This window comes from Siminovitchia acidinfaciens (assembly GCF_003605385.1).
Classification (GTDB): Bacteria; Bacillota; Bacilli; order Bacillales; family Bacillaceae_C; genus Siminovitchia; species Siminovitchia acidinfaciens.
Genome location: NZ_QYTV02000010.1, coordinates 125,936 through 151,331, shown reverse-complemented (window position 1 = coordinate 151,331; position 25,396 = coordinate 125,936). Strand labels below are relative to the sequence as shown.

Genomic DNA, 25,396 nt, shown 5'->3' with positions numbered 1-25,396 from the left:
ATTTGGCCATAAAAAAACCACACCTCCAATTGTTAGATGGTGTCTAACAATTAGGGTGCAGTTCAATATTCCCTGCCTTTTAAAGTATTTGGTTTCCTATACTGTGTGTTTATCTCTGTTCTATACCTCAGAAAAAACTCTCGAATGCCTATAGGAGCGACAAATGAAGCAACTTGTAGTTATTTACCTCTTTTTCATCCTCAGTAACACGTTACTGCTAGTTGTACATATTCTAAGGTAGAAAATATAAAATCACTTAATAGTAGATGAATATTGCCTTTGAGGGGATGAAATGAATGATATGAACAGAAACGGAGTAAGTCTTCATCTTGGAACGGCGAAACTTGATATTACCCCCCCTCATTCTGCCCCATTGGCGGGACTTGCATCACGCAAACACGGTTTTGAAGGGGTATTGCATCCTCTTTTTGCACGGATTTTACTCTTTGAACAATTGCTTTCCGACGGGCAAAAACGAAGAGGGTTGATTGTCAGTGCCGATTTGATCTGGTGGGGGGAAGAGCACATGGAGGTCGTCCTCCGGAAACTGCGCAAGAAGTGGGAATTGGCTCCGGAATTCGTTATTTTACATGCGACGCATAATCACTCCGGGCCACAGACCACCGGTCGATTCACGGAATCACTCGGAAAATATAACAGTCAATATATTTTATATTTGCAGCAACAGCTATTCAAGGGTATCAAGATGGCACTAAACAACTTGGAACCCGTTGTTATCCATAAGGGAGTTGGAGAATGTCATATAGGGGTTAACCGGAGAAAACTAGTTAAAAAACGTGTAGAAACTGCTCCAAATCCCTCTGGTCCTGTTGATCCACAGGTGAATGTTATTCGTTTTAAAACAGAAGATGGTAAAGCAAAAGCGGTTTTAATCCACTATACATGCCATCCTCTTACAAGCACGGAAAACTTGGTAACATCGGAATTTACCGGAGTAGCAATGGAGCGGATCGAGAGTGCTTTTGGAGAAAACGTGGTTGCAGCATACTTGCAGGGTTGCAGTGGGGATATACAGCCGTCGTTGATGGTGGACGGGAAATTTTATTATGACGCTGGGAAAATTGGCGAACTAGCAGATTTGCTGGTTGATCAGGTGCTATTAACGTTAAGTGGACCTATGAAGTCCTTATCTCCCTGTATGCTTACAGCGAAAATGATGGAAGTGAACCTCCCATTTCAGTCCGTACCCACAGTTCAGCTACTAGAATCTGAACGGGGATATTCAGGTGTAAAAGGAGAATGGTGCAGACTGCTGCTGAAAAACCCTGAGCGTAGGAAGAAATGCATACCTTTCAAAATTCAATTGCTTAACATCGCTGATGAATTTTCTCTCTTGACGATGAATGGAGAAGTTGTTGTGGAATATGGACTGGCGATAAAAATACAATATTCGGAAAAAGTGCTTCCGATCGCATACAGCAATGGAATGATTGGGTATATACCCACTGCAAAACAGATAGAGGAAGGAGGATATGAGGCTTACGAATCATGTTTTTATTTCGGGCTGCCATCCCCATTTGCACCTGAAATAGAGGATACCATTCAAATGAACATAGATTCATTATTGAATCGAGGTGAAGAATGATGAAGATACTTTTAGTCATGACGGCGGACGTTTTCTACCTGTCCTTCGGCAGGGCTTTGGAAAGCCTTGGGCATGAAATATTTCGTCTAGTTACGATAGATGAAAAACTATTGGAAGAGGCTATACTGACATTCAAGCCAGACATGCTGGTGGATATGGGGTGGGATGTAGAACATTGGAAGAAGGATATTTTGGCTAAAGTATGTAAACGTTACAATTTATTCCATTTATATTTTGCAGAAGAGGATTGGCTTCATTTCAAATCCTGGTCAAAGCCCTATGCTTTAGAGGTCTCGCCTGATTTTGTTCTGACACGGAGTGCGAGCTGTATCCCCAAATATGCCAGAATAGGCATAAAGTCGGCCCAATTAGATGTAGGCTCCAATCTGGAGCTTCATCGCCCTGTTCCTTTAAATTCAGACTTTGCCTGCGACGTGTCCGTCGTAGTCAATCCGCAATTTAAATTTAAAATTTTTCGACGTAAGAGCATAGCCAACCTAGTTATCCCGCTATTCGACGAATCCTACAATGTGAAAATATGGGGAAAGGGATGGAAAAGGGTCAAAAGGTATTATAAGAAATCACCTAAACCTGAAATGCTTCAAGGGATTCTCCCCTTTCATTACACACCACATGTGTACAATTCATCAAAAATAAATATAAGCGTACAATCTGTACGAAAACAAATCAGCAATCGAACATACGATATTTTAGCATCCGGTGGTTTTTTGCTAACATCAGATACACCTGCAGTCCGGGAAATATTACGTCCCGGCGTTCATTGCGAAGTATCGAGCTCCCCTGAGGAAACCCTGGAGAAAATATCCTACTATTTGAAGCATGATCAAATTAGAAGGGATATTGCCAAAAAGGGTTATGAATATGCGAAGAAAAAATTCGGATATCAAAATACAATACCTCAGGTATGGCCGGAAGTCGAGGAAGCTTGGAAAAAATATCAACAAAATAAGGATAAATGAAAGGGGGTATAATAACATGTCCATGCCCAAAGGAAGTAATATAGGGCAATTTGTCGTAATTGAAGAAGGAGTAAAGCTTGGAGAAAATGTTACCATAGGCCATCATACCGTCATCCTAAAGGATACTGTAATTGGTGATAACGTAACGATCGGTTGTAATTGTGTGGTCGGTGTAAGGAAAAGCCGGAACCAAAACATGCGAATATCCAATTCTTCTTTAGATCCTTTAGTCATACAAGCCAATTGCAAAATTGGAAATCATGTGTCGATATACAGCGGTACTACAATTGCGCAGGATGTTTTTATTGCTGATCATGCAAGTATTCGGGAGAATGTTGAGGTTGGGCCCGGAACAATCATTGGCCGCGGGGCCATAATCGAATTAAATACAAAAATTGGGCATGACTGTACTATTCAGACATTGGCTTATGTTACAGGTGATACTACAATTGAAGACCATGTTTTCATCGGGCCTTGCGTGTCTATGTCCAACGATAAGTATATGGGTGCAAGAGAATATACCCTTAAAGGGCCTTACATTCAAGAAGGCGCTAAAATAGGCAATAACGCAACTTTATTGCCAGGAATCACAATAGGAAGTTCTGCCGTTGTCGGTGCAGGATCAGTTGTAACCAAAGATGTGGCTGATTTCAAAACCGTAGTCGGCTCTCCCGCGAAAGACATAAGATACTTGGTTTCCAAAGAGGTGAGTGAACATGATACCACTACTTGACTTAAAGGCTGAATACCGGGTACTTAAAACGGATCTTCAAGCAGCGATTGAGGAGGTTTTACAAAGTGGCTCTTATATTTTAGGAGAAAAGGGAACGCTGCTTGAATCGACCATCTCCCAATTTATTAACACTTCCTTTTGCCTGGGAGTGGCTAATGGCACCGATGCGCTGCTGCTTGCTTTGGAAGCTTTGGGGATCTCGCGAGGTGATGAGGTCATCACCACCCCATTTACATTTTTTGCTACGGCCGAAGTGATTGTCCGTGCAGGCGCCATTCCGGTTTTTGTTGATATTGAACCAGAATCATATAATATAGATCCTGATTTAATAGAGAAGGCTATTACCGAAAAGACAAAAGCGATCATGGTCGTTCATCTTTTTGGTCAGGTAGCAAACATGGATCGCATTATGGATATAGCGAAACGTCACAATTTTTACGTAATCGAAGATGCCTGTCAGGCAATCGGTGCCTCTTTTAAAGGAAAAATGGCAGGAACGTTTGGCGATGTCGGCTGCTTTTCTTTTTATCCAACGAAAAATCTGGGAGCTTTTGGTGACGGAGGAATGGTTGTCACAAATAACCCAGCACTCTATGAAACAATCAATTGTTTAAGGAATCATGGCAGTGTTACAAAGTATGTTCATCATAGGGTCGGAATAAATAGTCGATTGGATGAATTGCAAGCGGCAATCCTGTTAGTAAAGTTTAAGAGACTATCAGAATGGAACCAAATCAGAGGAAAACTTGCCGCCCGATACACCGAGCAATTATCCGATTATGTCCAAACACCGGCAATTTTGAGTGGTAGAGAGCATATCTTTCATCAATACTGTATTGAGACAACACGACGAGACGAACTAGCTGCATATCTCCTACAAAAACAGGTGATGACAGCAGTCTATTATCCTGTTCCCCTCCATCTTCAGGAAGCTCTCCGGTACCTCCATTATAAATCTGGGGATTTCTCCGTGGCAGAATCCGTTTCTAACCGTATCTTGGCCCTGCCCATTCAACCCATGTTATCCGAAAAAGAGCAACAACAAGTGATTGACTTTATCAAGGAGTTTTGTGAACGGGATGAACTATGGATAAAATTAAAATAGGGATCACCGGTGTCGGAAGCATGGGCTTGAATCATTGCCGTATCTTATCCATGATGAAGGATGTGGACTTTGTAGGTGTTTATGATACAGATCATGAAAAGTGCCGGCAAATGGCGGAAAAATTTCAGGTTAAAGCTTATTTATCGTATGAGGATCTGCTAAAAGAATTGGATGCAGTTATTATCGCGGTTCCGTCATCCTTTCATTTTCCTTTAATTGTAGATGCCGTCCAGGAAAATAAACATGTTTTTGTAGAAAAGCCTTTTGTTACCGCTATGGAAGAAGCTGAATATATTGAAGAAATGCTAGCGAAAAAAAACCTAATTTTACAAGTTGGCCACATAGAGAGATTTAACCAGACGGTTACTCAATTATCGGAGGTCATCCAGCAGAAAGATATTATTTCTATAGAAACAAGGCGCTTTGGTACGCCAGGACGTGAAATCGATATTGATGTCATTCTGGATACAATGATTCATGACATTGACATTGTACTGCATCTTATCAAAAGTCCATTGATCGGCGTATCGGCTAATGGAGTATCGCTAAATAAGGAAGGGCAATTGGACGCCGCTAATGCTTTGCTTACTTTCGCAAACGGCTCGATAGCAAACTTGGCGGTAAATCGAAAATCGCAGGAGAAGATGCGTAAGATTTTTATTACGGAAAAAAGTAGGTTTATTAAAGCGAACTTGATAACGAAAGAACTTTTCCTGCATCATAGTATAAACCAAAACTCCAAGGGGAAAAAAGTCTATATTTCAGAAGGATTAATAGAAAAAATCGCTATACCTTACGGTGACCCGCTTTTTGAGGAAATCAGCCATTTCATCACATGCCTCAAGTCGGGGAGAAAACCTATAGTCGGTGTTTCAGAAGCGACAAAAGCATTGGAAGTAGCATTTAAAATCAAAAATTCAATGAGGTATTAAAATTAGATATAAAATAATAAATCAAGCTCCTGTTAACAGGAGCTTGTTTACTTTGTGCGCCCGGCAGGGGCTATAACTTGGTGGTGAAGTTTACTACAGGCTGGGCAGAGGAACTGTTAGCCAATGGCAAGGGTGTCCACCGTGAGGTGTAATCTGAAGGAACCGGAGGCAAAGTCCTGAACTGACGAACAGAAACTGTATATAAGGCTGAAATTGGAATGGACGAGTTTGCAAGTCAAAACAAAGTCCGATACTGCACGAGTTCCATACAGTAAATACAGCAGTTACATGGGAGGAAGGTTATAGTTTTACGGGGAGGTCTTACATGGGTTCCCGGCAAGAGGGATGGAATATCCTACAGGAACAAGATTGTCAGTGATAGCAGATCATCCAGAGAGTATTATTGAAAACGCGTGTTAGTCGTTGAGGATGGTCCGACGTTGACACATGGAGAAATGAAAGCTTGGTGCAGGTACAGGCGCAGTTGAACGTTTGGGAGCGAAGGAAATCATTGACCCACGCCAATGTGCAGTAGGGCATTAACCGAAACGATAAACAAATTCCAACATATTGGAAACGTCCCTCCAGCGATCCATGTTATGTAGGGAGGCAGATTTTATAAAAATAATTTCGTTTAGAAGGGATGAAGGCTTTCAAGGGAATCGTCTATTTAACGGCCGTGACAGTAACAGCAAGTTCAGGAGCAATTTCCTTATAAGAACATTCAATTTGACGAAAACTGCATGATTGAAGGTCCCGTTGAATCTGTTCACCAAATTCTTTTGTTCTGCCACGATCGGCATCTTCCTGTCTCGGCTGCATGGTAATAACAATTCTTCCTTCCTTTACCATTGCTCTGTAAATGTTATTCAGGATATCCAGCTGCTTGTCCCATAGCGTATAATTATTTACAGACAGGATTTTATTATATCGATTTGAAGGGAGTCTTCTCTGATTGATATCGCCAACGATAAGGTTTACCTTCTGTTCGGCGATTTCATCCTTTAGTTTTTTGCTGGCTAATTCTTTCATATCCTCTGACACGTCAATCCCATCTACAACTGCTTCCTCGTGGTGGTTTAATAAATAAGCAATGCCATAGCCCGGCCCATAGCCAATCTCAAGGATACGCTCTCCCGGTTTAATATTTAACAGATTAACAGCCCATTCGTTTAGCTCACGGTTTTCCATATCCATAATTTTACCTGCTATTTTACCGATGATCCCGTGTGGCTCTTTAAAGTTGTCTTTGATCGACTCAAACAATATTGTCTCCTCCATGTCCTTAATTGATTTCTATATTACAAGGAAATAATCATCATTTACCTTCCCGAAAAAACATGCAGCTAAACGACCGTTGAAAACATGGGATGTGAGTAATCTAACTCTTGTTTAACTTGGCAGTTCAATAAAGTAACGAGCTATAATTGGAGGTCAAATTTTAGAGACACAAGGAATATAAGCACGTTCTCTTTAGAGCACCCGCCAGCCATTAAAATAGGACAAAGGAGTTACTCTCCCTTGTCCAATAAGTTTTCGTTGATTTTCCTGGTAAGCTTATTTTGTGTAGTTGTCGAAGTAGCCTTGAATAAAGACAATCGGTGTACCTTTATCGCCGCTGCCTGAAGTTAGATCGGACAGTGAACCGATTAGGTCTGTTAGTCTCCGAGGAGTAGTTCCTTGGGCTTCCACTGCTCCAACCAAGTCTTCCTCCTGTTTTTCATCAATGTATTCAGAGATTGCTTTTTTTAGTTCTTCACCTTTTAAGTCAGCAAATTGATTGTCGGCCAAGTATTTTAATTTAATTTCATTCGGTGTTCCTTCTAATCCCGCTGTATAAGCAGGGGAAACAACCGGGTCCGCCAGCTCCCATATCTTTCCTACAGGATCTTTGAATGCCCCATCACCATAAATCATAACCTCAACCGTTTTACCTGTCTTTTCTTTCAGGATTTCTTGAATGTTATCAACGATAGGCTGACAATTGCGCGGGAATAACTTTACACTATCTTCTGTTGCTGTATTCGAGCCTAATAAGCCATAGGTCTCATTGAAACCACTGCCGTCAATTGATTCAGAAAGAATATTATCGAGACTATAAATTTTTTCGCCGCCATTAGCCTTTAAAATTCTTTTCGTTCTATATCTTGAGTGAATATCACAACAAAGTACACTCTTTGTGTGCTCTAAAATTGTTTTTGGATGATTTGAGAAGATTACTTCGCATTCTACTCCATATTCTTCAACAATGGATTTGTAATAATCGATATAATCTACGCCCGTGAATGTATGTTTGTTGTAACCAAAATGCTCACGAAATTGCTTTTCTGTTAAAACATCTGTCCAAGGATTTATCCCTTTTTCATCCAGTGTGTCTAAATCCACTAAATGATTGCCTACTTCATCGGAAGGATAGCTTAGCATTAACACGATTTTCTTTGCACCTTTTGCAATACCGCGAAGACAAACACCAAAGCGATTACGGCTAAGGATAGGGAAAATTACACCGATTGTATCATCGCCAAATTTAGCTTGAACATCTTTGGCAATATGGTCAATGGTGGCATAGTTTCCTTGTGCACGTGCCACAACCGACTCAGTAACGGTCACAATATCTTTATTCTGAACTGTAAAGCCTTCAACTTCGGCTGCTTTTAATACGCTATCAACAACGATTTCTTCAATGCGATCTCCCTCATTGATTATGGGACAACGAAGTCCCCTGGCAATAGTTCCTACAACTCTTTCCACAATAATTCGCTCCTTCTTCGCAATCTAACTATATTCGATAAAAAATGTTCGCTTTTTTTAAAGTATGATATTAATACATTAACAATCTAAACAGTCTCTCCTTGTAATATACGGTTTTTAATGATATAAGTAAAGTTAATATATCTAATAACGGGTATAAGGACTGATTATATGGTAAGCAAATTGGATTTATATCATCTTTTTTATACTGTTGGTAAAAATAAAAGCTTTTCCAAAGCTGCAAAGGTGCTATATATGTCACAGCCGGCAATAAGTCAATCAATTGCACAATTGGAGAAGGAATTAGATACAAGGCTTTTTAATCGGCTATCTAAAGGTGTAACGCTGACCGATGAAGGAAAGTTATTGTTTGAATATGTCAGTTCAGCACTTCAATTTATACAAGCTGGTGAAGAAAAGCTTTTAGAATTTAAAAATTTAATCATTGGTGAGTTTAAAATAGGGGTTAGCGATACCATTTCGCGATATTTTTTACTTCCCTATTTAGAAACTTTTCATAATCGATATCCAAATCTCAAATTCAAAATAGTCAATGGGACAACGTGGGAAATCATCGCTGCCTTAAAAGCAGGAAAAGTGAACATTGCCATCTGTAATCTCCCCATTGATGACAAGTCATTATCAGTAAAGCCTTTATTGGAAATTCAGGATACCTTTGTATATGGCGAAAAATACCGAAAAGTATTATCTAAGCCGATCAAACTTGAAGAATTGGTTAAGTTCCCGCTTATTTTATTGGACAATTCTAATTCCCGGAGATATGTTGAAGAATTTTTCCTTACAAAAGGAATTAAAATCCAGCCGGAATTTGAGTTAGGTTCACATGAACTGCTGTTAGAATTTGCGAAGATTAATCTTGGTGTTGCTTGTGTTACAAAAGAATTCTCTGAACAGTTTTTGGGCAAAGGCCTGCTTCGTGAAGTGACCTTAATGGAACCTATACCTAAAAGAAGTATTGGCATATGTTATTTAAAAAATGTTCCTTTAAATAGAGCTGCGGAAAGGTTTGTTGACATTATTGAAGAGAATGTAAGAAATTTCTTTTAGCAATAAATGTACTATTAGTTTGGTTAAATTTAGAAGATGTATGTAGCATAAATAATATGATTCATCTTGAAAATATCTTAAAAACCACCGACTGGAAGCCGGTGAAGATCCTCATTTAGCTGCGTGACGGGAAACCGCACCATAAATAGTGGTAAAGCAGAAAGTAGATGTTGCTTGGTAAGAAAGTCTAGATAATTTTAAGTCCAATATGATCCATATTTTGATCAGAGCAGGAAATATGACTGCTCTGATTGTTTATATAAAAAAACCGCTATTCTACCTTAACATTAATTTTATCAATAGCATTGTATCCATAGCCTTTTTTATTCCAAAAAGGTATTTTTGGTTGGGTTCGACCATATGAATCTGTTGCTTTTGACATAATCTTATATTCTCCTTTCTTTGATATAGTCCATTCATAAGACCAATATTGCCATCCATAACCAGTATTTTTTGTAGGCTCTAATTTTGTATTCAGCCAGGTAATCCCACCGTCTACACTTACTTCCAACTTTCTAATAAAGCCCTTACCTGTCCAAGCAATCCCTTTAATTACATCCTTGCCAGTATTCAAAATTTCCTTATCTAAAGGCTTTTGAATAGTTGAGTTTACATTTATTGTAGTAACAGGGAAGGCATCATTATTATTTTCTTTATTTGGATAATACACATAATCGATTGTCTGAAAGGGCCCTGTAAAATTAGAATCAATAACATTAATCTGCTTTACCCATTTAATCGATGCCATTGCATACCATTGAGGAACAATTAATCTTAGTGGATAACCATGTTTAAAGGGAATTGGCTGATGATTGTATTCATATGCAATGATGGTATCAGGGTGGAGCGCCTTCTCTATAGGTAAACTTCTGGCGTAGCTGAAAACCCGATTTAAGTCTTTTCTTTCTCCAAAATCATATCCCTCTACGACAATTTCTTTTGCTCCTTCTCCTATCCCCGAAAGTTCCAGTAGGGTACTTAACTGTACACCCTTCCAATAGCCTTGGCTGATAGCACCCTTATCCCATTGTTCTCCAAATACTTTAGGTTCGAAAAGGCTACGCTTATTTCCTGAACATTCAAGTACAACTCGTATTGTTTTTGAAGGCAATTGAAGAATATCCTGTAGGGAAAGCATTATTGATTTTGAAACCATCCCATTGATCGGGAGCCGATAGTTTGAGTAAGAAAGAGTTGGATAATGAAAGTGGTTCCGCCTATAGAATAATTTATTATCCATAATGTCGCCCTTTATAAATTGAATGGGTGTTTCCTGATTTTCTGGTAACAAACTACGCGTCATTAAATATGGTTTCACTTTATGTTGGTTTGAGCGGTCCATAACTTCCTCCTAATTAGAATGCATTGTTCGTATAGATGTATATGAACAATGCATTCTAATTAGATGATTCTAGAACGAATTAAATTAATGCATCACACTTCTTTAATCCTTATGACGGGAGAAAACACATAGTAAAGTTCAAGTAAAAAATTTGTTTCTTTAATCGAACTGCTTTTGCTGATTTACCATAATCCCAACGGTGAACCGTACCATAAGTAAATGAGGTTTTTATTTTTTATCTGAGGTGAAGGATAGATGACATTTTTCCTTTTTAAAAAAATAAAATGGATTAGATAACTTTTAGGGAGGAAAAAGGAGGCAAAATGAAGAAGTAAAACTACTAAACTATTACTTATTACCTAATAAACTTCCTTGATTGGCGATACATCTTTTTATTAATCTCCCTTTATATTTTCCACAATATATTGTCAGGACTTTAATAAATGGAAATTCGGATGTAATGGTTTATAAATCCTTTCTTACAACCTGGATGAATCTCTAAAAAGCCATGTCCGTTCCAGAAGCCTTAAATAGAGGTGGTCAAAATAAATAGTAAACTTGAACGCGCTTGGGAATGAATTATGCGTAGGGTAGGGGAAATAGTTTTTAAATAGAATTGACCTAATGTTCAAAAAAACAAGGGAGTGACAGGCACTGCTCTCGCTAAGAAGAAAAAGAGTCGAGATAAGTAAAGGGGGATGGGAGATGGAGAAGACTAATATTCAAATGGAAGTTGAACAGCTTTTCAAGAAAAGAGTGGAGAGAGACCCGAAAATACACAATGCATATTTACGTGTCCATTCAGAAAAACACGGTATAGACATCAATTTGGCTGCTGGAAAAGAAGCTATAGACCCTCAACAACCATATTATATCGCTAGTGTGAGCAAACTTTTTACATCTGTTCTTTTTGGTCAGTTAGTAGAACAAGGGCTTTGTTCATACGATGACAAAATTTCACAGTACTTAGAGGAAGATGTATTAAGTAACCTGCATATTTACAAAGGAAAAGATTATACAAACGAAATTAAAATCAAGCATTTACTAAATAATACATCGGGTTTACATGATTTCGTAGAGGATAAGCCGGTAAAGGGAAAGTCAATGCCTAACTTACTCGTTGATGAGCCAGATCGAACATGGACTCCGCTTGAAACAATCAATTGGGCGAAGGAAAATATGGATAACCACTTCCCGCCAGGTGAAAAATTCCATTACTCCGATACAGGATATCACCTATTGGGATTCATTATTGAAAAAATAACAGGGTCACCTTTCCATGAAGTGCTGAGGAAAAATATTTTTGAACCGCTAGATATGAAATATTCCCATTTCTCTCGTACCGAACCAGCAGAAGCCAGTCCATTCGAAGTAGCAAAGTTGTACATGCATGACACGGACATTACGAATAACAAGAGTCTTAGCATCATGTATGCTGGCGGCGGAATTGTATCGACTACTGATGATCTGTTAAAATTCATGAGAGCCCTAGTACATGATCAGATTTTAAAAAAAGAAACCATTGAAAAAATGAAGGGCGATTGTGGGAAATTCTTTTTAGGGATTGACTACGGATATGGATTAATGAACATTAAAACGGTTCCTGTGTTAATGCCAGCAAAATACAACTCTTGGGGGAATGCGGGTTCTACCGGTTCGTTTATGTTTTACCACCCCGAGACGGATGCTTATCTCATTGGAACTATGAACCAGTTTGGATATGGTCAAAAAGGAATTAGGTTCATGCTTCAAATAGCGGATAAGCTCCTAAAAACTACAAAAAAGTAGAGGCATCATATACTCTACATAAAAAAACTCATTTAGATGTATTACGGAGAACCCTACCGCAAGTAAAAGATGTTTTTGTGAAAAAAGTAACAGCACTCTCTAATTTAATGGAGAGGTGCTGTTTTTTAATTTGAATTTCTCGCTGACCATTTGTTGCATGAATGTTTGTTTTTGATCTTGCGATGAGTTTAATTTTTGCTCAATCAGGACTTTTTTATCAATTGGAGACTTGCGCTTTCGCTTACTTTAATATTCTCCTTTAATTACAAAAAACGAGCCCCGAATTGTTCCAGCCAGTTTAGATTTCTGCCTGGCAAACTTAAACTTTCCTTCTAGCTCCTTTGGTATCTCCATACCCTCGGAAAGCTTAAAACCAACAGCCCGCTTCTTAGAGTCATCAACCGTATACATGACGTTAACCTCAAGACCATCCTCATAAAAGATGTAGGCCATTTTGATATTTTCCACTTGAAAACGCGAAGTTTCTAAAGGTTTGGCCGTAAACTCAATATCACGTTCATCATTCAAAATCCTGTTCACATGATCAAGTGTCTCACAGGACTCATTAGCTGGGACAACCGTAAATTGATGCTTGTATTTGTTCATAAAGTAACGGGCTTCATGAGCACGTAAACCAGCAAGCGCTTCTGCTACAGGTGAAGACTCTAAACCAACCGTAGATACATTTTTAAAATCTACGATATAGGACATTTCCATTCCACCTTTTATCTTTATTTCCTAACAACAGGAATCCACATTTCACCATAAAATAAACCGTTTCGCTGCCCCATCACAACCGCTGCATTTGGCCCGCCGACATAGGCAAAATCCTTTGCTTCTGGTAAGGCTTGACCAAAAGCAATACCAGTAACTTTATTACTTAATTCATCAACCGTCTTCCCTTCGCCTTTAACAACCAGGTATTCCCCCTTGGGAAATTGGATGACTCTAGATTCTTCTAGTTCTGGTGCCGGTGCCTCTGTCATAACGCCAGCATAATGCATCATCTTGTTATTCACTGCTTCGTTTACGATAAAAATGTAGTCGTTTGTGGCTATGGATTTTAAAGTGTCAAGCCTTCCATCTTGGTTGACGGCCTGCCAAAAGTCTGCCTTTTCATTGTTTATTCCAACAAAGTCTGTGTAATCGCTCATAAGCTCAGTTCCAGTACCTAAAACCGTAAAGCTATCTTTTTCTTCAAGGGTATAATCTGCCATATTTAAAACACTCCTCTTTTTTATTAATCAAATGATTTGTTTTTCCATTTGATGAGTTTATAATAGCCTTAAATCATGTCAAAAACTGATACTGTTTAGGAGTTCCGATGAAAAAAGTTGAACGGATTAATACCATGATGCGGTATATCAACAACCGCGCTCACTTTACAATTTCTGAAATCATGCGGGAATTTAACATCTCTCGTTCGACAGCTATTAGAGATATTAGAGAAATTGAGGCCATGGGGATGCCACTCGTCTCTGAAGTTGGAAGGGATGGCGGTTATTTTGTCATGAACAACTCTGTCCTGCCCACTGTTCGCTTTACCGATAATGAGATTAAAGCTCTTTTTATTGCCTTTATGGCCACAAAAAATAAACAACTCCCTTATCTAAAGAGTCGTCAGTCTTTAGCTGAAAAATTATTGGGTCTCATCTCGGAAAACCAGCAAGATGACCTTGTTCTATTAAATCAAATCTTGCTGTTTGAAGGGACCAACCCCAATAACCCCGACCTACTTGATCTGTCAGACCTACCCCATCCTATGTTAGAAAAACTCATCCAAATACTTCTTTTGGATAGCTATTTGTTGATTACCATCAAAGAAGAGAAGGTAATAAAGTCTTTTCCGATTTATCTCTTGCACCTTTATCATGAAAAAGGCCTTTGGCTAATTGATGGCTTTGATTTAAAGAATAAAAAGAGAAAGGTTTTCCTTGTCGACAATCTTACCGATGTCAAACCAAACCCTGCGAAAAAAAGAGCAAGTAGGAAAGAAATTTTAGAAAAACTAAGTAAGCAAGAAGAAGCAATTAACCTTGTCCTTGAACTTGGTCCCAAGGCGATTGCCCAGTTCAAAAAATACCATCCTTTAAAAGTATCAATTTCCTATACGAATCCTTACCAAACCACAGCCATTCTAGAGACTTTTATCAATGTTAATAATTCCGAAGAATTGACTGAAATAACAAATTGGTTACTTTTCCTAGGTGGGGATATCAAGGTCAGGGAAGTGCCAAAAGAAGTCTTAGAAGTTTTACAAGAAAGATTATGTTTATTCTGCCCATAAGCAGTGACAGTTAAAACCTAAATAACTTTGAGCTAGGCCAGTTGCCAGTTACGCCTTTTAGTACAAAGGGTTAAACCTCATTTAGATCGTTACGATAAACCGTATCATAAGTGTGTTGCAGGAGGTATGTAACAGCAGATGTTCGGAAAAAGGAAAAAATGGTTCAATAAACATTTCATTTATGTAGAAACCTTTAACCTTATGTTTAGAGGTTTTTTTAAATAGACGGGTTATCAGTCATACAAGAAAGCTCCGATTGACCCAAGTGGGGCGTCAAGAAGAACAGCGAAGGGAAAACGTCTACAGGTTCGGTTACAAAGGACATCTGGCGGTCGGTACAAAGAGCAAATACATCGTTACGGGCATGATGAAGTACGGCAATCTGAACGGCGGAAATCCCGGAGTTTAAGAAATTCAAGCGAGATCTCCCGGACCGCAGTTGAAAGGGTAGACGCGTATCTAAAAGAATTCTTGGACTCAATAACTGAAGAGAATGCGAAGCGTCACTTCCAATTATTGAAGCTTGTTTACAATGCCTCCAGATTGAACGATCGGATTAGAAAGATGAAAGCATACAAATGTCCAAGGCATCATGCTACCAAGCACTTTTATTTTAAAAAACATCAAGGACTATAAGGGGCTACTCTGCACTTTTTTAAGAAGGGGACTTATGAACGGGATGCATTTTGCCAAGTTCATCGACATTATTTAAGGAGCGACACTATTTCTTATGATGTCAGTTTACGGCGACGAAAGTATTATGATTTTGTCAGCATTAATTTCTGATTATTCATATAATATATATCTATAGAAATGTTACCAAAGGCCCGGAATGCAAAAAGTCATGATGTATTAGGGGGAGATTTTTTGGCTATGGGAGGGAAAAAAGTGAAACGATTGGGCAGTTTGTTGGTTTTTTTGTTGGCTTTCCTTTGCTTTAGTACGGTAGGCTTTGCTGGAGCTATTTCCTGGGGGGAGACAAAGAAGGCAAACTATGACACTTCTATTCCTGGCATTAAATTGCCTTGGTCAGGTCCGCTTAGTCTGGGAGGAATGAATTTAGAGACAGGAAAAATGACTCGGGGGACAGATGCTGATGTTGCTTTTTCTCCTGAAGGTGCGGAGATATGGGGGAATGGGATTGTCGACCTAGGTAAGGTGAAATTTGACAGTGTTAGTCCAACTTCAGCCAAAGGTTCTCAAGAGGCCATTGATGCTAAGCAGGAACATGTGTATATATTTAAATGTAAGAATGGAACTTGGGCTAAATTACAGATCACCGGTAAATCAAATTCTGGTGTTTCATTTAATTACGCTCTAGAAAAGTCATCCGCTCAACCACCTAAGCCACCTCAAGTGACTTCGATTAAGTTTAATAAAACGCTTAAATACAGTCCAACTCCGGTTACGTTGTCGGTTATTGCGAATTATAGTAACAAGACCAAAGCAGCAGTAAAAGCCAGCTCTGTAAAGTGGGTAACTAATAACAAAAATGTCGCCACGGTATCAAAAGGGAAAGTTACCTTTACTGGTAAGCCTGGTAAGGTGACAATCACAGCAACTTATAAAGGGAAAAAGACAAGTGCGACTACAACTGTTGGAAATGTGGTAAAGAAACTTTCAACAACAACGAAGTTGAAGTATACTAAAAAACCAATCAAGATCAACGTTACTGCAACCTATATGAATGGTAAAAAGGTAAAGCTTAAATCAGGAGTGGTCTGGAAATCCAGTAATAAGAAGGTGGCAAAAGTCAGCTCCAAGGGCGTTGTTACCTTCACAGGGAAAAACGGGAACGTCACCATCACAGGAACTTATAAAGGGAAAAAGCTTACTTTAAAAACTACTGTGGCAAGGGTAGATCCCTATTATGGAAAGTGGAAACTATGGATCCCAGGTGCGATGGTTGACTATTTTTATAATGGTAATAACGCAGGAAGTGAGTATAGTAAAGGTGCTTATAAGGGATCGTTAACCATTAATAAAGGTGGAACGTATAACTTAAATGGCAAAAAAGGAAAATGGCGTGTCGCAAAAAAAGGTGAAGTATTTAATCATCCAGCTTCAATTATCCTTTTGAAAGCGGAGGGAAAAAGAGATATTGCCGTAACTGCCCATGATAGAAAAAAAGGATATATTAAGTTAATGGTAGATAGTAGAGGCAAATATACCGATGGATCTAAAATTTGGATTTTCGCTGCAGAGGGATATAAATAATGAAGCATTTAATTGAACAAAAACCGCTTCTTTGGTAGGTGCGGTGAACCGTACCATAAGTTAATGAGGTTATTAGTAAATGCCTCTCCTTAAAGTTGGGGAGGCTGGAACATTATAAGTTTTCTTAACGGTGGGATCAAGAGGATCTACCCTTATTGGTTGGGGGATCAGGTTAAGTACTTGATCTGATAAAATAGACGGGAAAATTCCGCTTAATTTTAATTATCATTAAAAATAGCTTAAATAGACGAAGAGATTCTGCCTATTGACTCGAAAAACGTGAAAATGAGGGTTTTGCTTTGCATAGTCGGAAAACCTCCCCTTATTTAACCCAAACAAGCTCTATTCTGCATTTAACCGAAAAATCTCCGCTTAAAGTAAAATTTCTCCTTCTTGGCTGATCACTTTGAAACTGTCCCATTCTTTTAAAGAACACAAGTGCACGTAGTTCTTGGCCCTGGGGACGTGGATTAGGTAACCATCCAGCAAATCCATTTCTCTTTTCGATAGTGTTCTCTTTGGCGATCTTCGATCAGCCTCCTCTTTAGCTTTTCGGCCAGGTCATATAGAGCAACACAGCTATTAGCCAGTTATCAACTTTTAGCTCGTAAACGGACCCGTGATTATGTTTGGGATTCTGCTAGATTAGTATTACAATCTGCGAAAGATATGAATAATTTATAGAGATTATCTCACTATTGTTCAAAAGGCCCCTTTCAGGCAAATATCTTCCATTCATTTTATTACTCTAATAATAAATAATCATAAAAAATCACAAAAAACCATAAAAAACCTGTATTTACATTATATATACTACGTTCTAAACTATAAATATAGCATAAAAAACCTGAAAACTTGAAATCATGTGTAAATATTCCCGGTAGATATTTCACGGTAGAAATGAATGAAATTGTATCTTACCTACCAAAATTAGATTTAATGAGGTGAACGGAGAATGTTGGTTAAAGATAGCGTAAATAAGCAAACATTACAGATGCTGAAAGAAAAGTTGGATAAGGGCTTAATGCCTCAATGGGTAGTGACAGATCCGGATATTTATCAATTGGAACGCAGAAAGATTTTTGGTCAAACGTGGCAATTTATAGGGCATGAATCTGAACTAAAAGAGCCCGGAAGTTATGTGACGCGTTGGATTGCGAATGATCCAGTATTACTTGTAAAAACAAATTCCGGAGAGATTAAAGCTTATTTAAACTCCTGTACGCATAGAGGCGCACATCTATGTACAGCTGATTTCGGAAATAAGAAAACATTTACTTGTCCCTATCATGGATGGAGTTTTAACCTTGAAGGGGAACTGATTGGTGTCGTATCCGGTAAAACGGTATACGGAGAAAAAATGAAAAAGGACGAGTGGGGGCTACGTCCAATTCCGAAAGTAGGGATGTACCAAGGGTTGATATTTGCAAGCTTGGATCATCAAGCCATGCCTTTGGAAGATTACCTAGGGGATATGAAATGGTATTTAGACATCCTGCTAGGCAGAAGTGATGGCGGAATGGAAGTTATAGGCGTTCCTCAACGTTGGACAGCACAAGCCAACTGGAAGATGACGCAAGAAAACTTTGCTTCAGACCCATATCATGTTCAAACGAACCACCGTTCCACTGTTGAATTAGGAATCAGTCCAAGTGACCCAAATTTTGCGAGTTATGGGCATCAGATCGTTTTAGGTAACGGTCATGGTCTAAGTATTATGACATCTAAAACAGGCGTCTCACCGTATAAATACCAAACATTGCCTGAATCGATGTGGCCAATGTTTGAAAGAAATTTAAGTCCTGAACAAAATGAAATCTTATCAAATGCGACCGTTTTTGTCGGTGGTATCTTCCCTAACCTTGCTTTCGACAGTCCAGTGCATGGGATGGAAGGCGAGATGTGCAACTACCTAAATCTTCGGGTTTGGAGACCTTTAGGGCCTGATAAGGTAGAAATATGGTGTTGGTGTTTAGTTGATAAGGCAGCACCCGAGGAATACAAGGACAAAGCATATAAGGCTTATGTCGGTTCCTTTGGTCCCTCTGGAACATTAGAGCAGGATGATACAGAAGTTTGGGCTCGTATTATTCAAGTAAACGACGCGCTCATGATGGAAGATAAGGAATTAAGCTATAATAATCTGAACAACTACCTATTGGGAGAAGACGTATTTGAACCAGTTGATAACTTCCCTGGACCAGGTATTGCTTACCCATCTACTTACACGGATAACTTAGCAAGAAGTATTCAAAGTCGTTGGTTTGAACTAATTTCAAAAGATCTTTTGGACGAAGAGGAGGATAGCCAGTGAGCATGGAATTATACCTTCAAAACACTCCAGTGAATTCAGAATTACAACATGAAATTACTCAATTTCTGTATCATGAAGCCTATTTGTTAGACCACCATATGTACCAAGAATGGTATGATTTATTAACCGATGATATTATATATCGCATGCCGTTGCGTGTGACAACGGAAAGAAGAGACGGTTCAAATATCGTTGATGATATGACATATTTTGAAGAAACGAAAAAGTCCCTTGAGACAAGGGTGAAACGGCTTTATACGAGGTCCGCGTGGGTTGAAGATCCACGAACAAGGCAGAGGCATTATATCACCAACATCATGGTAAGCCCTGGTGCTAATTCTGATGAATATAACGTCCGAAGCTATTTTCACTTCAAACGCAACAGAGCTTCCGAACATCAAATAGAAGAAATTATTGGCGAACGGGAAGACATCATTCGGAAAGTGGATGGGCAGTGGAAGATTGCTGCAAGGACCATCATTCCTGATCAGGCAGTATTAACGGTTATGAATTTGAGTATGTTTTTGTAGAATTGCGCCCTTTCGAGTCTCCCCATGGTGATGACGCGAACACCTTTTCTATATAATCTTATCTTTGGATTTGTTGTAAAAGATTTGGATTGATGGTGCAGAGGTATGCCGAAACCAGATGGATTTGTCTAAATAGTTCGGAAAATGAGGTCATGCTTTTAGGAGCATGACCTCATTTTTTATGTGCGCCCGGCATGGGCGATAACTTGGTTGAAAGTCCACTACAGGCGCAACACTGCCCGAATCCCATACCGTAAATATAGCAGTTACATGAGAAGAAGGTTATCGTTCTTACCTGGGGAGGTCTCACGGACGAGCAAATTACGCTCAGTTGAATCGGATATGTTTTGGACTTTAGACGATAGGAATCCCTCATTTGGATATACCGATTTTTTGTAAGTTTTTTCATTTCATTTGAAAACCCTATTGTATTAATATACAAAGAAAGTTATAATTATAATAATTCATTGTAATTATAGGAGAGAGTTCAATGGAAAGAAAAAATATTATTATTATAGGTGCGGCAGGAAGAGATTTTCACAACTTTAATACGTATTATCGTGATAATGATGCATATAATGTTGTTGCTTTTACAGCAGCACAAATTCCAGATATTGATGGACGTAAATATCCGAGTGAATTAGCGGGTGAACTTTACCCTGATGGTATTCCCATTTATTCACAGGACCAATTACCAGAGTTGATTAAAGAATTGCAAGTGGATGAATGTGTTTTTGCGTATAGTGATGTTAATTACGAAGATGTTATGGGCGTGGGTGCGATCGTAAATGCAGCGGGTGCTAACTTCACATTGCTAGGTCCAAACAGCACGATGTTAAAAAGTAATAAGCCTGTCATTTCTGTTTGCGCTGTGCGAACTGGAACAGGAAAAAGTCAAACGTCGCGAAAAATTATCGAAACGCTGTTGGAGCATGATTTAAAAGTCGTTGCAGTGAGACATCCAATGCCGTACGGCGATTTAAATGCACAACGTGTGCAGCGCTTTGCGACAGTTGAGGATTTAAAGAAACATAATTGTACAATCGAAGAAATGGAAGAATATGAACCTCATGTGGCACGAGGAAATATTGTGTATGCCGGCGTAGATTATGCAGACATTTTGGCAGCAGCTGAAAATGATCCAGATGGCTGTGACGTTATTTTATGGGATGGGGGAAATAATGATTTCTCATTCTTTGAGCCTGATTTAGCTGTCACTGTCTTGGACCCGCATCGCCCAGGTCATGAGCTGAAATACTATCCTGGCGAAGTCTGTTTAAGAACAACCGATGTGGCCATCATTAACAAAGTGGATAGTGCATCAGAGGAAGCCGTTCAAATCGTAGAAAATAATATAAAATTCGCAAGTCCAAATAGCACAATTATTAAAGCTGAATCAAAGATTACAGTCGATCATCCAGAGAGTATCATTGGAAAACGCGTGTTGGTCGTTGAAGATGGTCCGACATTGACACATGGAGAAATGAAACTTGGTGCAGGTACAGTTGCAGCTGAACGTTTGGGAGCGAAGGAAATCGTTGATCCCCGGCCATTTGCGGTAGGTACATTAACCGAGACGTTAAACAAATACCAACATATTGGTAACGTCCTTCCAGCGATGGGATACGGCGAACAGCAATTAAAAGATCTTGAAGAAACGATTAATAAGGCCGACTGTGATGCAGTGATCATTGGGACGCCGATCGATTTATCTCGCGTCATTTCAATTAATAAACCGTGCACACGTGTACACTATGATTTAGATGAAATCAGCAGTCCGAATTTAAAGGGTATTTTAAAGGATTTTATCCAAGAACATAAGCTTGTGTGATAATATCCGATGCTTTAAAGATTAGTATTAGACTAGCGACAGATCAGTTGCTAGTCTTTTTTTAGAAAGTGAACCACTTTAGCCTGGTTTCATGAGTATGAATTATAAACAAGTATATGGTTTAATTGTGGATCTTTTTAAAAAAAGATCATAAAAATATTAAGCGGCTTACCTTAATAAATATCAACGATAATAGCGATAGAAAAAAGGTATCAGTTCACCGATAATCCCAACCAAGGCCTCACCTTCGCAAGCAGATAGGTAAGGCCTTGGTTTTTTGAGTTTCGATGCCTCCTATGGGCAAACTTCCCTCTTTTTTATCGGCTTTAAATAGGGTATAATTATCATAGAATAATAATGATTTTAACAGATAAATAATTTTAGTACACAAAGATATGGGGTATAATTAAGATAGAAAAGGTGTGTTCCTATGGAGGCGCCTTGTTTTTTGTGACAACTACTCTTTTTTGCAAATATAGGGATAAGGAAGGTTGTAATGGGCGAGATACATGAAAAAACAGACGTTATCTTAATTGGCGCCGGAACCATGAGTGCGACTTTAGGGGCTCTGCTAAAAGAATTAGCACCAGAATGGGAAATAAAAGTGTTTGAGAAACTCTCAAATGCCGGAGAAGAAAGCTCTAACGAATGGAACAATGCAGGTACGGGGCATGCTGCGCTGTGCGAGCTCAACTATACTCCCGAAAAGCCTGACGGATCTGTAGATATTAAAAAAGCCGTGAAAATCAATGAGCAGTTCCAGCTTTCAAGACAGTTTTGGTCTTATCTTGTAAATAGCGATCTGATTCGAGATCCACAAGATTTTATTATGCCAATTCCTCATATGAGTTTAGTAGAAGGGGAAGAGAATGTATCGTTTTTGAAAAAACGTTTCGAGGCATTGTCGAACAATCCCTTATTCCAAGGAATGGAATTTTCCGATAATCCTGAAAAGCTGAAGGAATGGATTCCGCTAATCATGGAAGGCCGTACATCGAATGAACCAATTGCGGCAACAAAAATTGATTCAGGCACAGATGTTAACTTTGGTGCTTTAACACGCATGCTGTTTAATCACTTGAAGACGAAAAATGTTGAAGTCAATTATAGGCATAGTGTTGAAGATATCAAACGTACAAGTGACGGTTTGTGGGAAGTGAAAGTGCATAATATCGATAACAAAACATGCGAATACCATGCGGCAAAATTCGTTTTTATCGGTGGAGGGGGCGGAAGTCTGCCTTTACTGCAAAAAACCGGTATTCCTGAATCAAAACATATTGGAGGCTTCCCGGTAAGCGGACTATTTTTAGTCTGCAACAATCCGGAGGTTGTAGAGAAGCATCATGCAAAAGTTTATGGTAAAGCTAAGGTTGGTGCTCCTCCAATGTCTGTTCCGCATCTTGATACCAGATATATCGACAACAAAAAAACATTGTTGTTTGGACCGTTCGCCGGCTTCTCGCCAAAGTTTTTAAAAACAGGTTCAAACCTAGATTTGATCGGTTCTGTAAAACCGAACAATGTTCTCACGATGTTGGCGGCTGGGGTAAAAGAGATGGCCTTGACGAAATACCTGATCCAGCAAGTGATGCTATCAAATGAACAGCGCATGGAAGAACTACGCGAGTTCATTCCTAGCGCTAAAAGCGAAGATTGGGAAGTCGTTACAGCAGGACAGCGTGTGCAAGTCATCAAAGATACAGAGGCTGGTAAAGGCACGCTTCAATTTGGTACGGAAGTGGTCAATGCTGCCGATGGTTCAATCGCTGCATTGCTCGGCGCTTCTCCTGGTGCTTCTACTGCCGTTCATGTCATGCTTGAAGTAATAAAAAAATGTTTCCCGGAACACGTGTTAGAGTGGGAACCAAAAATAAAAGAGATGATTCCATCTTATGGCGTTTCACTTGCGGAAAACCCAGAGCTTTTCCGCGAAATTCACGCTTCGACATCGCAGGCGCTTGGTCTGGGTGAAGACTTGTCGCTAGGTCAAAGCGTATCATAATAAAAACGGATCGTGCATTTCCTAGGTTGGAAGTGCACGACCCGTTTTTTTATTTGTAGATTGATCAGTATGCTTATGTGTGATGGTTAGCCCCGGTTTTCCACCTCAAACGTTCCGAATAACCCCCACAGCAAAAGCAGGTGGAACCTATCGTTTCCACCTGCTATCCTTATTCAAATTTTTATTGTTTTGCTTAGTAGATAACAACTGGATCATAAGCGCTTAGGTTGTCATACACGGCTTTCATTACACCTGGAGGTGTGTTGACGCAGCCTGCTGAACCTTGCGAAAGATAAGCGTTGCCTGACCAGTTGGTCCGCCAGCCGGCATCGTGGAACCCTTGGCCATCGTTTGTGAACGCAGCCCAGTAATTAACCTTCACGGAGTAATTAGGATTACCTACTGCACTGCCTCGAAGTGTTCTTGGTGACTGTTTAAAAAGGATATACCAAACTCCCGGATGTGTTCCTTCATTGGTGCTCATTTTGCCGGTCACGACATTCGTTGTGACTGCCAACTTTCCATTTTTATAGATCCATATACGCTGATCCGCAATCGAAACTTCAGCATACGTGTCTCCAATGCCATGGTTCGACGTTGTTTCATAGCCAATCGGTTCATAGTCCCATCCATTTCCGTAAATATTGGAAGCGGAAATGGATTCCTTTCCTTTTTCAAAAGCTTTCTCGATAACCGCTGTTTCTTTCTCGGTATCTATTGCCCACCCATAGCCCTGGCCTCTTACCGAAATGACCTTGCCGGAATGGGTCTTGAATGTAAAATCTTTGTTTAATGTTGATTGAGCCTTATTAATTTCATCTAATTTGTCCTTAATGACGCTTTCGGTGATTGTAACCTTTGCATCATTAGAAATAGATGCGCTTTTAATCAATTCACTTGCTTTTAAGGTGTGCACTTTGTCCTGTACCTTATAGTCAAGGGAACCCTGCATGAAAGCCTGCAGCATTTCCTCATTTTCTTTTATGATCTTACTGTCTGCTTTAATCGGTTCGATAAATACAGGTTTTAGGTGGATATCACTCGTATATATCTGTTTGTCATAATCCTTTAATAAAGCTGCGATATCATACTGTTTTCCATCAATGCCCTCAGTAACGACAATTTTGCCCTTTTCCCACTTTACTGTTGCATCTTGGGGTGCTTTTAGGCTCTTATTCATGGATAAAAGCTTTTCTTTTACTTGTTTTTTCAGCGTTTCGCTTCGGAACTGGTCCGTCTTTTCGGGTATCAACGTATAATCTTTCTCTTTGAAGGAAGGGAAAAACGTCCACTGTTTTTTCAACAGTTTCTTAACCTGTGGCAAATCTTGATCGGTAAATACCATTTGCGTATCTTTTTCATTTATTATTTGTTGTTTTCCTATATAGACTCTGTTTTTTAATATAGATGTTTTTAATTTATCAATCACTTGGTCAGTAGTCAGTCCACCAACCTTTACACCATTAATCGTAACTTTTGAATTGAATCTGGTTGCCTGATAATAGCTCATACCTGCAACTATTAGTGCAACGATGATGGCAATACCAATTACAATAAATTTACGCTTTGACGGCTGCTTGGATCGCTCACTCCGCTTAATAAATTCTTCAACGGGTTCATTAACCGCACTCATTTACATTCCCTCCACTACTGGATAATCCAGCAATACTTCCTTTGTCTATCTAGGTTTTTTGATTCGCTTACCTTCTATTTGGTTTATTACAATCTATTACAATTATATTACAGTATTTTAAGTTTGGAGTTTGTCGGAATTTGTAAAAGTGAAGAACTTTTAATCGGCATATTTAGTAACGCTTCGTTTTTGGCGCTCTCTTTTAAAGGCAGCTCGGCTGTGTTAAAATTTTTTTAATGGTTCCACTCCTGTTGGGTCTAGTTTTAGTTGACTC

Annotated in this window: 19 protein-coding genes and 1 pseudogene; 14 read left to right on the top strand and 6 right to left on the bottom strand. The window is 39.2% G+C overall.

Going from position 1 to position 25,396, the window contains the following annotated elements; translation table 11 throughout:
• Positions 1–292 precede the first annotated feature (292 nt).
• Genes D4T97_RS17625 through D4T97_RS17605 form a run of 5 tightly spaced genes read left to right on the top strand, consistent with a single transcriptional unit; the run spans position 293 to position 5,356 of the window.
• The gene (locus D4T97_RS17625) at positions 293–1,606 is read left to right on the top strand and encodes a neutral/alkaline non-lysosomal ceramidase N-terminal domain-containing protein (RefSeq protein ID WP_126052088.1); all 1,314 of its coding nucleotides are present in this window, start codon (positions 293–295) and stop codon (positions 1,604–1,606) included.
• A complete protein-coding gene (locus tag D4T97_RS17620; RefSeq protein WP_126052087.1) occupies positions 1,606–2,586 on the top strand; it encodes a CgeB family protein in 981 nt (326 codons plus the stop codon). The genes D4T97_RS17625 and D4T97_RS17620 overlap by 1 nt, the downstream gene beginning before the upstream one ends.
• A gap of 16 nt (positions 2,587–2,602) precedes the next feature.
• Positions 2,603–3,319 (top strand): acyltransferase, encoded by a 717-nt coding sequence (locus D4T97_RS17615; protein ID WP_126052086.1) that lies wholly within the window; start codon positions 2,603–2,605, stop codon positions 3,317–3,319.
• The gene (locus D4T97_RS17610; protein ID WP_126052085.1) at positions 3,303–4,424 is read left to right on the top strand and encodes a DegT/DnrJ/EryC1/StrS family aminotransferase; all 1,122 of its coding nucleotides are present in this window, start codon (positions 3,303–3,305) and stop codon (positions 4,422–4,424) included. Before D4T97_RS17615 ends, D4T97_RS17610 begins: the two co-directional genes overlap by 17 nt.
• Positions 4,406–5,356: a Gfo/Idh/MocA family protein gene (locus tag D4T97_RS17605; protein WP_126052084.1), complete on the top strand. Its 951-nt coding sequence runs from the start codon at positions 4,406–4,408 to the stop codon at positions 5,354–5,356. The genes D4T97_RS17610 and D4T97_RS17605 overlap by 19 nt, the downstream gene beginning before the upstream one ends.
• 666 nt (positions 5,357–6,022) lie before the next feature.
• Here the strand turns inward: D4T97_RS17605 and D4T97_RS17600 are convergent.
• A complete protein-coding gene (locus D4T97_RS17600) occupies positions 6,023–6,622 on the bottom strand; it encodes a class I SAM-dependent methyltransferase (protein WP_164525628.1) in 600 nt (199 codons plus the stop codon).
• A 291-nt stretch (positions 6,623–6,913) separates the two neighbouring features.
• Entirely contained in the window at positions 6,914–8,107 is a 1,194-nt protein-coding gene (locus D4T97_RS17595; RefSeq protein ID WP_126052082.1) for a coenzyme F420-0:L-glutamate ligase, read from the bottom strand.
• 171 nt (positions 8,108–8,278) lie between these two features.
• On the opposite strand from D4T97_RS17595, the gene D4T97_RS17590 reads away from it, so the two are divergent.
• Positions 8,279–9,175, top strand: a complete 897-nt coding sequence (locus tag D4T97_RS17590; protein ID WP_126052081.1) for a LysR family transcriptional regulator — start codon at positions 8,279–8,281, stop codon at positions 9,173–9,175.
• A gap of 271 nt (positions 9,176–9,446) precedes the next feature.
• Here the strand turns inward: D4T97_RS17590 and D4T97_RS17585 are convergent, their stop codons facing one another.
• Entirely contained in the window at positions 9,447–10,517 is a 1,071-nt protein-coding gene (locus D4T97_RS17585; protein WP_126052080.1) for a sulfite oxidase, read from the bottom strand.
• Positions 10,518–11,222: 705 nt separating this feature from the next.
• Between D4T97_RS17585 and D4T97_RS17580 the strand changes: the two genes are divergently transcribed.
• Positions 11,223–12,305 carry a serine hydrolase domain-containing protein gene (locus tag D4T97_RS17580; RefSeq protein WP_126052079.1) on the top strand — a complete coding sequence of 361 codons (1,083 nt, stop codon included), beginning with the start codon at positions 11,223–11,225 and terminating at the stop codon, positions 12,303–12,305.
• Positions 12,306–12,551: 246 nt separating this feature from the next.
• On the opposite strand, the gene D4T97_RS17575 is transcribed toward D4T97_RS17580, so the two are convergent.
• Both D4T97_RS17575 and D4T97_RS17570 read right to left on the bottom strand, forming a co-directional pair.
• Entirely contained in the window at positions 12,552–13,016 is a 465-nt protein-coding gene (locus D4T97_RS17575) for a phage tail protein (RefSeq protein WP_126052078.1), read from the bottom strand.
• Between the two features lie 20 nt (positions 13,017–13,036).
• Complete coding sequence (locus D4T97_RS17570; RefSeq protein ID WP_126052077.1) at positions 13,037–13,522, bottom strand: GyrI-like domain-containing protein; 486 nt, start codon at positions 13,520–13,522, stop codon at positions 13,037–13,039.
• A gap of 107 nt (positions 13,523–13,629) precedes the next feature.
• Here D4T97_RS17570 and D4T97_RS17565 point away from each other — a divergent pair, with 107 nt between their 5' ends.
• From D4T97_RS17565 to D4T97_RS17540, 7 genes and pseudogenes are all read left to right on the top strand, one after another.
• Positions 13,630–14,592, top strand: a complete 963-nt coding sequence (locus tag D4T97_RS17565; protein WP_126052076.1) for a helix-turn-helix transcriptional regulator — start codon at positions 13,630–13,632, stop codon at positions 14,590–14,592.
• 260 nt (positions 14,593–14,852) lie between these two features.
• A pseudogene (locus tag D4T97_RS20605) lies at positions 14,853–14,998 on the top strand (IS5/IS1182 family transposase); the annotation flags it as partial.
• 461 nt (positions 14,999–15,459) lie between these two features.
• Positions 15,460–16,809 (top strand): HmuY family protein, encoded by a 1,350-nt coding sequence (locus D4T97_RS17560; RefSeq protein ID WP_126052075.1) that lies wholly within the window; start codon positions 15,460–15,462, stop codon positions 16,807–16,809.
• A 955-nt stretch (positions 16,810–17,764) separates the two neighbouring features.
• Positions 17,765–19,123: an aromatic ring-hydroxylating oxygenase subunit alpha gene (locus D4T97_RS17555; RefSeq protein ID WP_408021627.1), complete on the top strand. Its 1,359-nt coding sequence runs from the start codon at positions 17,765–17,767 to the stop codon at positions 19,121–19,123.
• 2 nt (positions 19,124–19,125) lie between these two features.
• Positions 19,126–19,653: a 3-phenylpropionate/cinnamic acid dioxygenase subunit beta gene (locus D4T97_RS17550; protein WP_235872300.1), complete on the top strand. Its 528-nt coding sequence runs from the start codon at positions 19,126–19,128 to the stop codon at positions 19,651–19,653.
• A 490-nt stretch (positions 19,654–20,143) separates the two neighbouring features.
• A complete protein-coding gene (locus D4T97_RS17545; protein WP_126052074.1) occupies positions 20,144–21,484 on the top strand; it encodes a cyclic 2,3-diphosphoglycerate synthase in 1,341 nt (446 codons plus the stop codon).
• Between the two features lie 481 nt (positions 21,485–21,965).
• Positions 21,966–23,489, top strand: coding sequence for a malate:quinone oxidoreductase (locus tag D4T97_RS17540; protein ID WP_328588783.1), 1,524 nt, complete (start codon positions 21,966–21,968; stop codon positions 23,487–23,489).
• Positions 23,490–23,682: 193 nt separating this feature from the next.
• On the opposite strand, the gene D4T97_RS17535 is transcribed toward D4T97_RS17540, so the two are convergent.
• On the bottom strand, positions 23,683–25,122 hold the full coding sequence (locus D4T97_RS17535) for a L,D-transpeptidase family protein (protein WP_126052072.1): 1,440 nt from the start codon (positions 25,120–25,122) through the stop codon (positions 23,683–23,685).
• Positions 25,123–25,396: the final 274 nt, after the last annotated feature.

Coding starts and splice junctions, on each gene's coding strand:
- D4T97_RS17625 (WP_126052088.1), top strand. CDS start 293: ATGAATGATATGAACAGAAACGGAGTAAGTCTTCATCTTGGAACGGCG.
- D4T97_RS17620 (WP_126052087.1), top strand. CDS start 1,606: ATGAAGATACTTTTAGTCATGACGGCGGACGTTTTCTACCTGTCCTTC.
- D4T97_RS17615 (WP_126052086.1), top strand. CDS start 2,603: ATGTCCATGCCCAAAGGAAGTAATATAGGGCAATTTGTCGTAATTGAA.
- D4T97_RS17610 (WP_126052085.1), top strand. CDS start 3,303: ATGATACCACTACTTGACTTAAAGGCTGAATACCGGGTACTTAAAACG.
- D4T97_RS17605 (WP_126052084.1), top strand. CDS start 4,406: ATGGATAAAATTAAAATAGGGATCACCGGTGTCGGAAGCATGGGCTTG.
- D4T97_RS17590 (WP_126052081.1), top strand. CDS start 8,279: ATGGTAAGCAAATTGGATTTATATCATCTTTTTTATACTGTTGGTAAA.
- D4T97_RS17585 (WP_126052080.1), bottom strand. CDS start 10,517: ATGGACCGCTCAAACCAACATAAAGTGAAACCATATTTAATGACGCGT.
- D4T97_RS17580 (WP_126052079.1), top strand. CDS start 11,223: ATGGAGAAGACTAATATTCAAATGGAAGTTGAACAGCTTTTCAAGAAA.
- D4T97_RS17575 (WP_126052078.1), bottom strand. CDS start 13,016: ATGTCCTATATCGTAGATTTTAAAAATGTATCTACGGTTGGTTTAGAG.
- D4T97_RS17570 (WP_126052077.1), bottom strand. CDS start 13,522: ATGGCAGATTATACCCTTGAAGAAAAAGATAGCTTTACGGTTTTAGGT.
- D4T97_RS17565 (WP_126052076.1), top strand. CDS start 13,630: ATGAAAAAAGTTGAACGGATTAATACCATGATGCGGTATATCAACAAC.
- D4T97_RS17555 (WP_408021627.1), top strand. CDS start 17,765: ATGTTGGTTAAAGATAGCGTAAATAAGCAAACATTACAGATGCTGAAA.
- D4T97_RS17550 (WP_235872300.1), top strand. CDS start 19,126: ATGGAATTATACCTTCAAAACACTCCAGTGAATTCAGAATTACAACAT.
- D4T97_RS17545 (WP_126052074.1), top strand. CDS start 20,144: ATGGAAAGAAAAAATATTATTATTATAGGTGCGGCAGGAAGAGATTTT.
- D4T97_RS17535 (WP_126052072.1), bottom strand. CDS start 25,122: ATGAGTGCGGTTAATGAACCCGTTGAAGAATTTATTAAGCGGAGTGAG.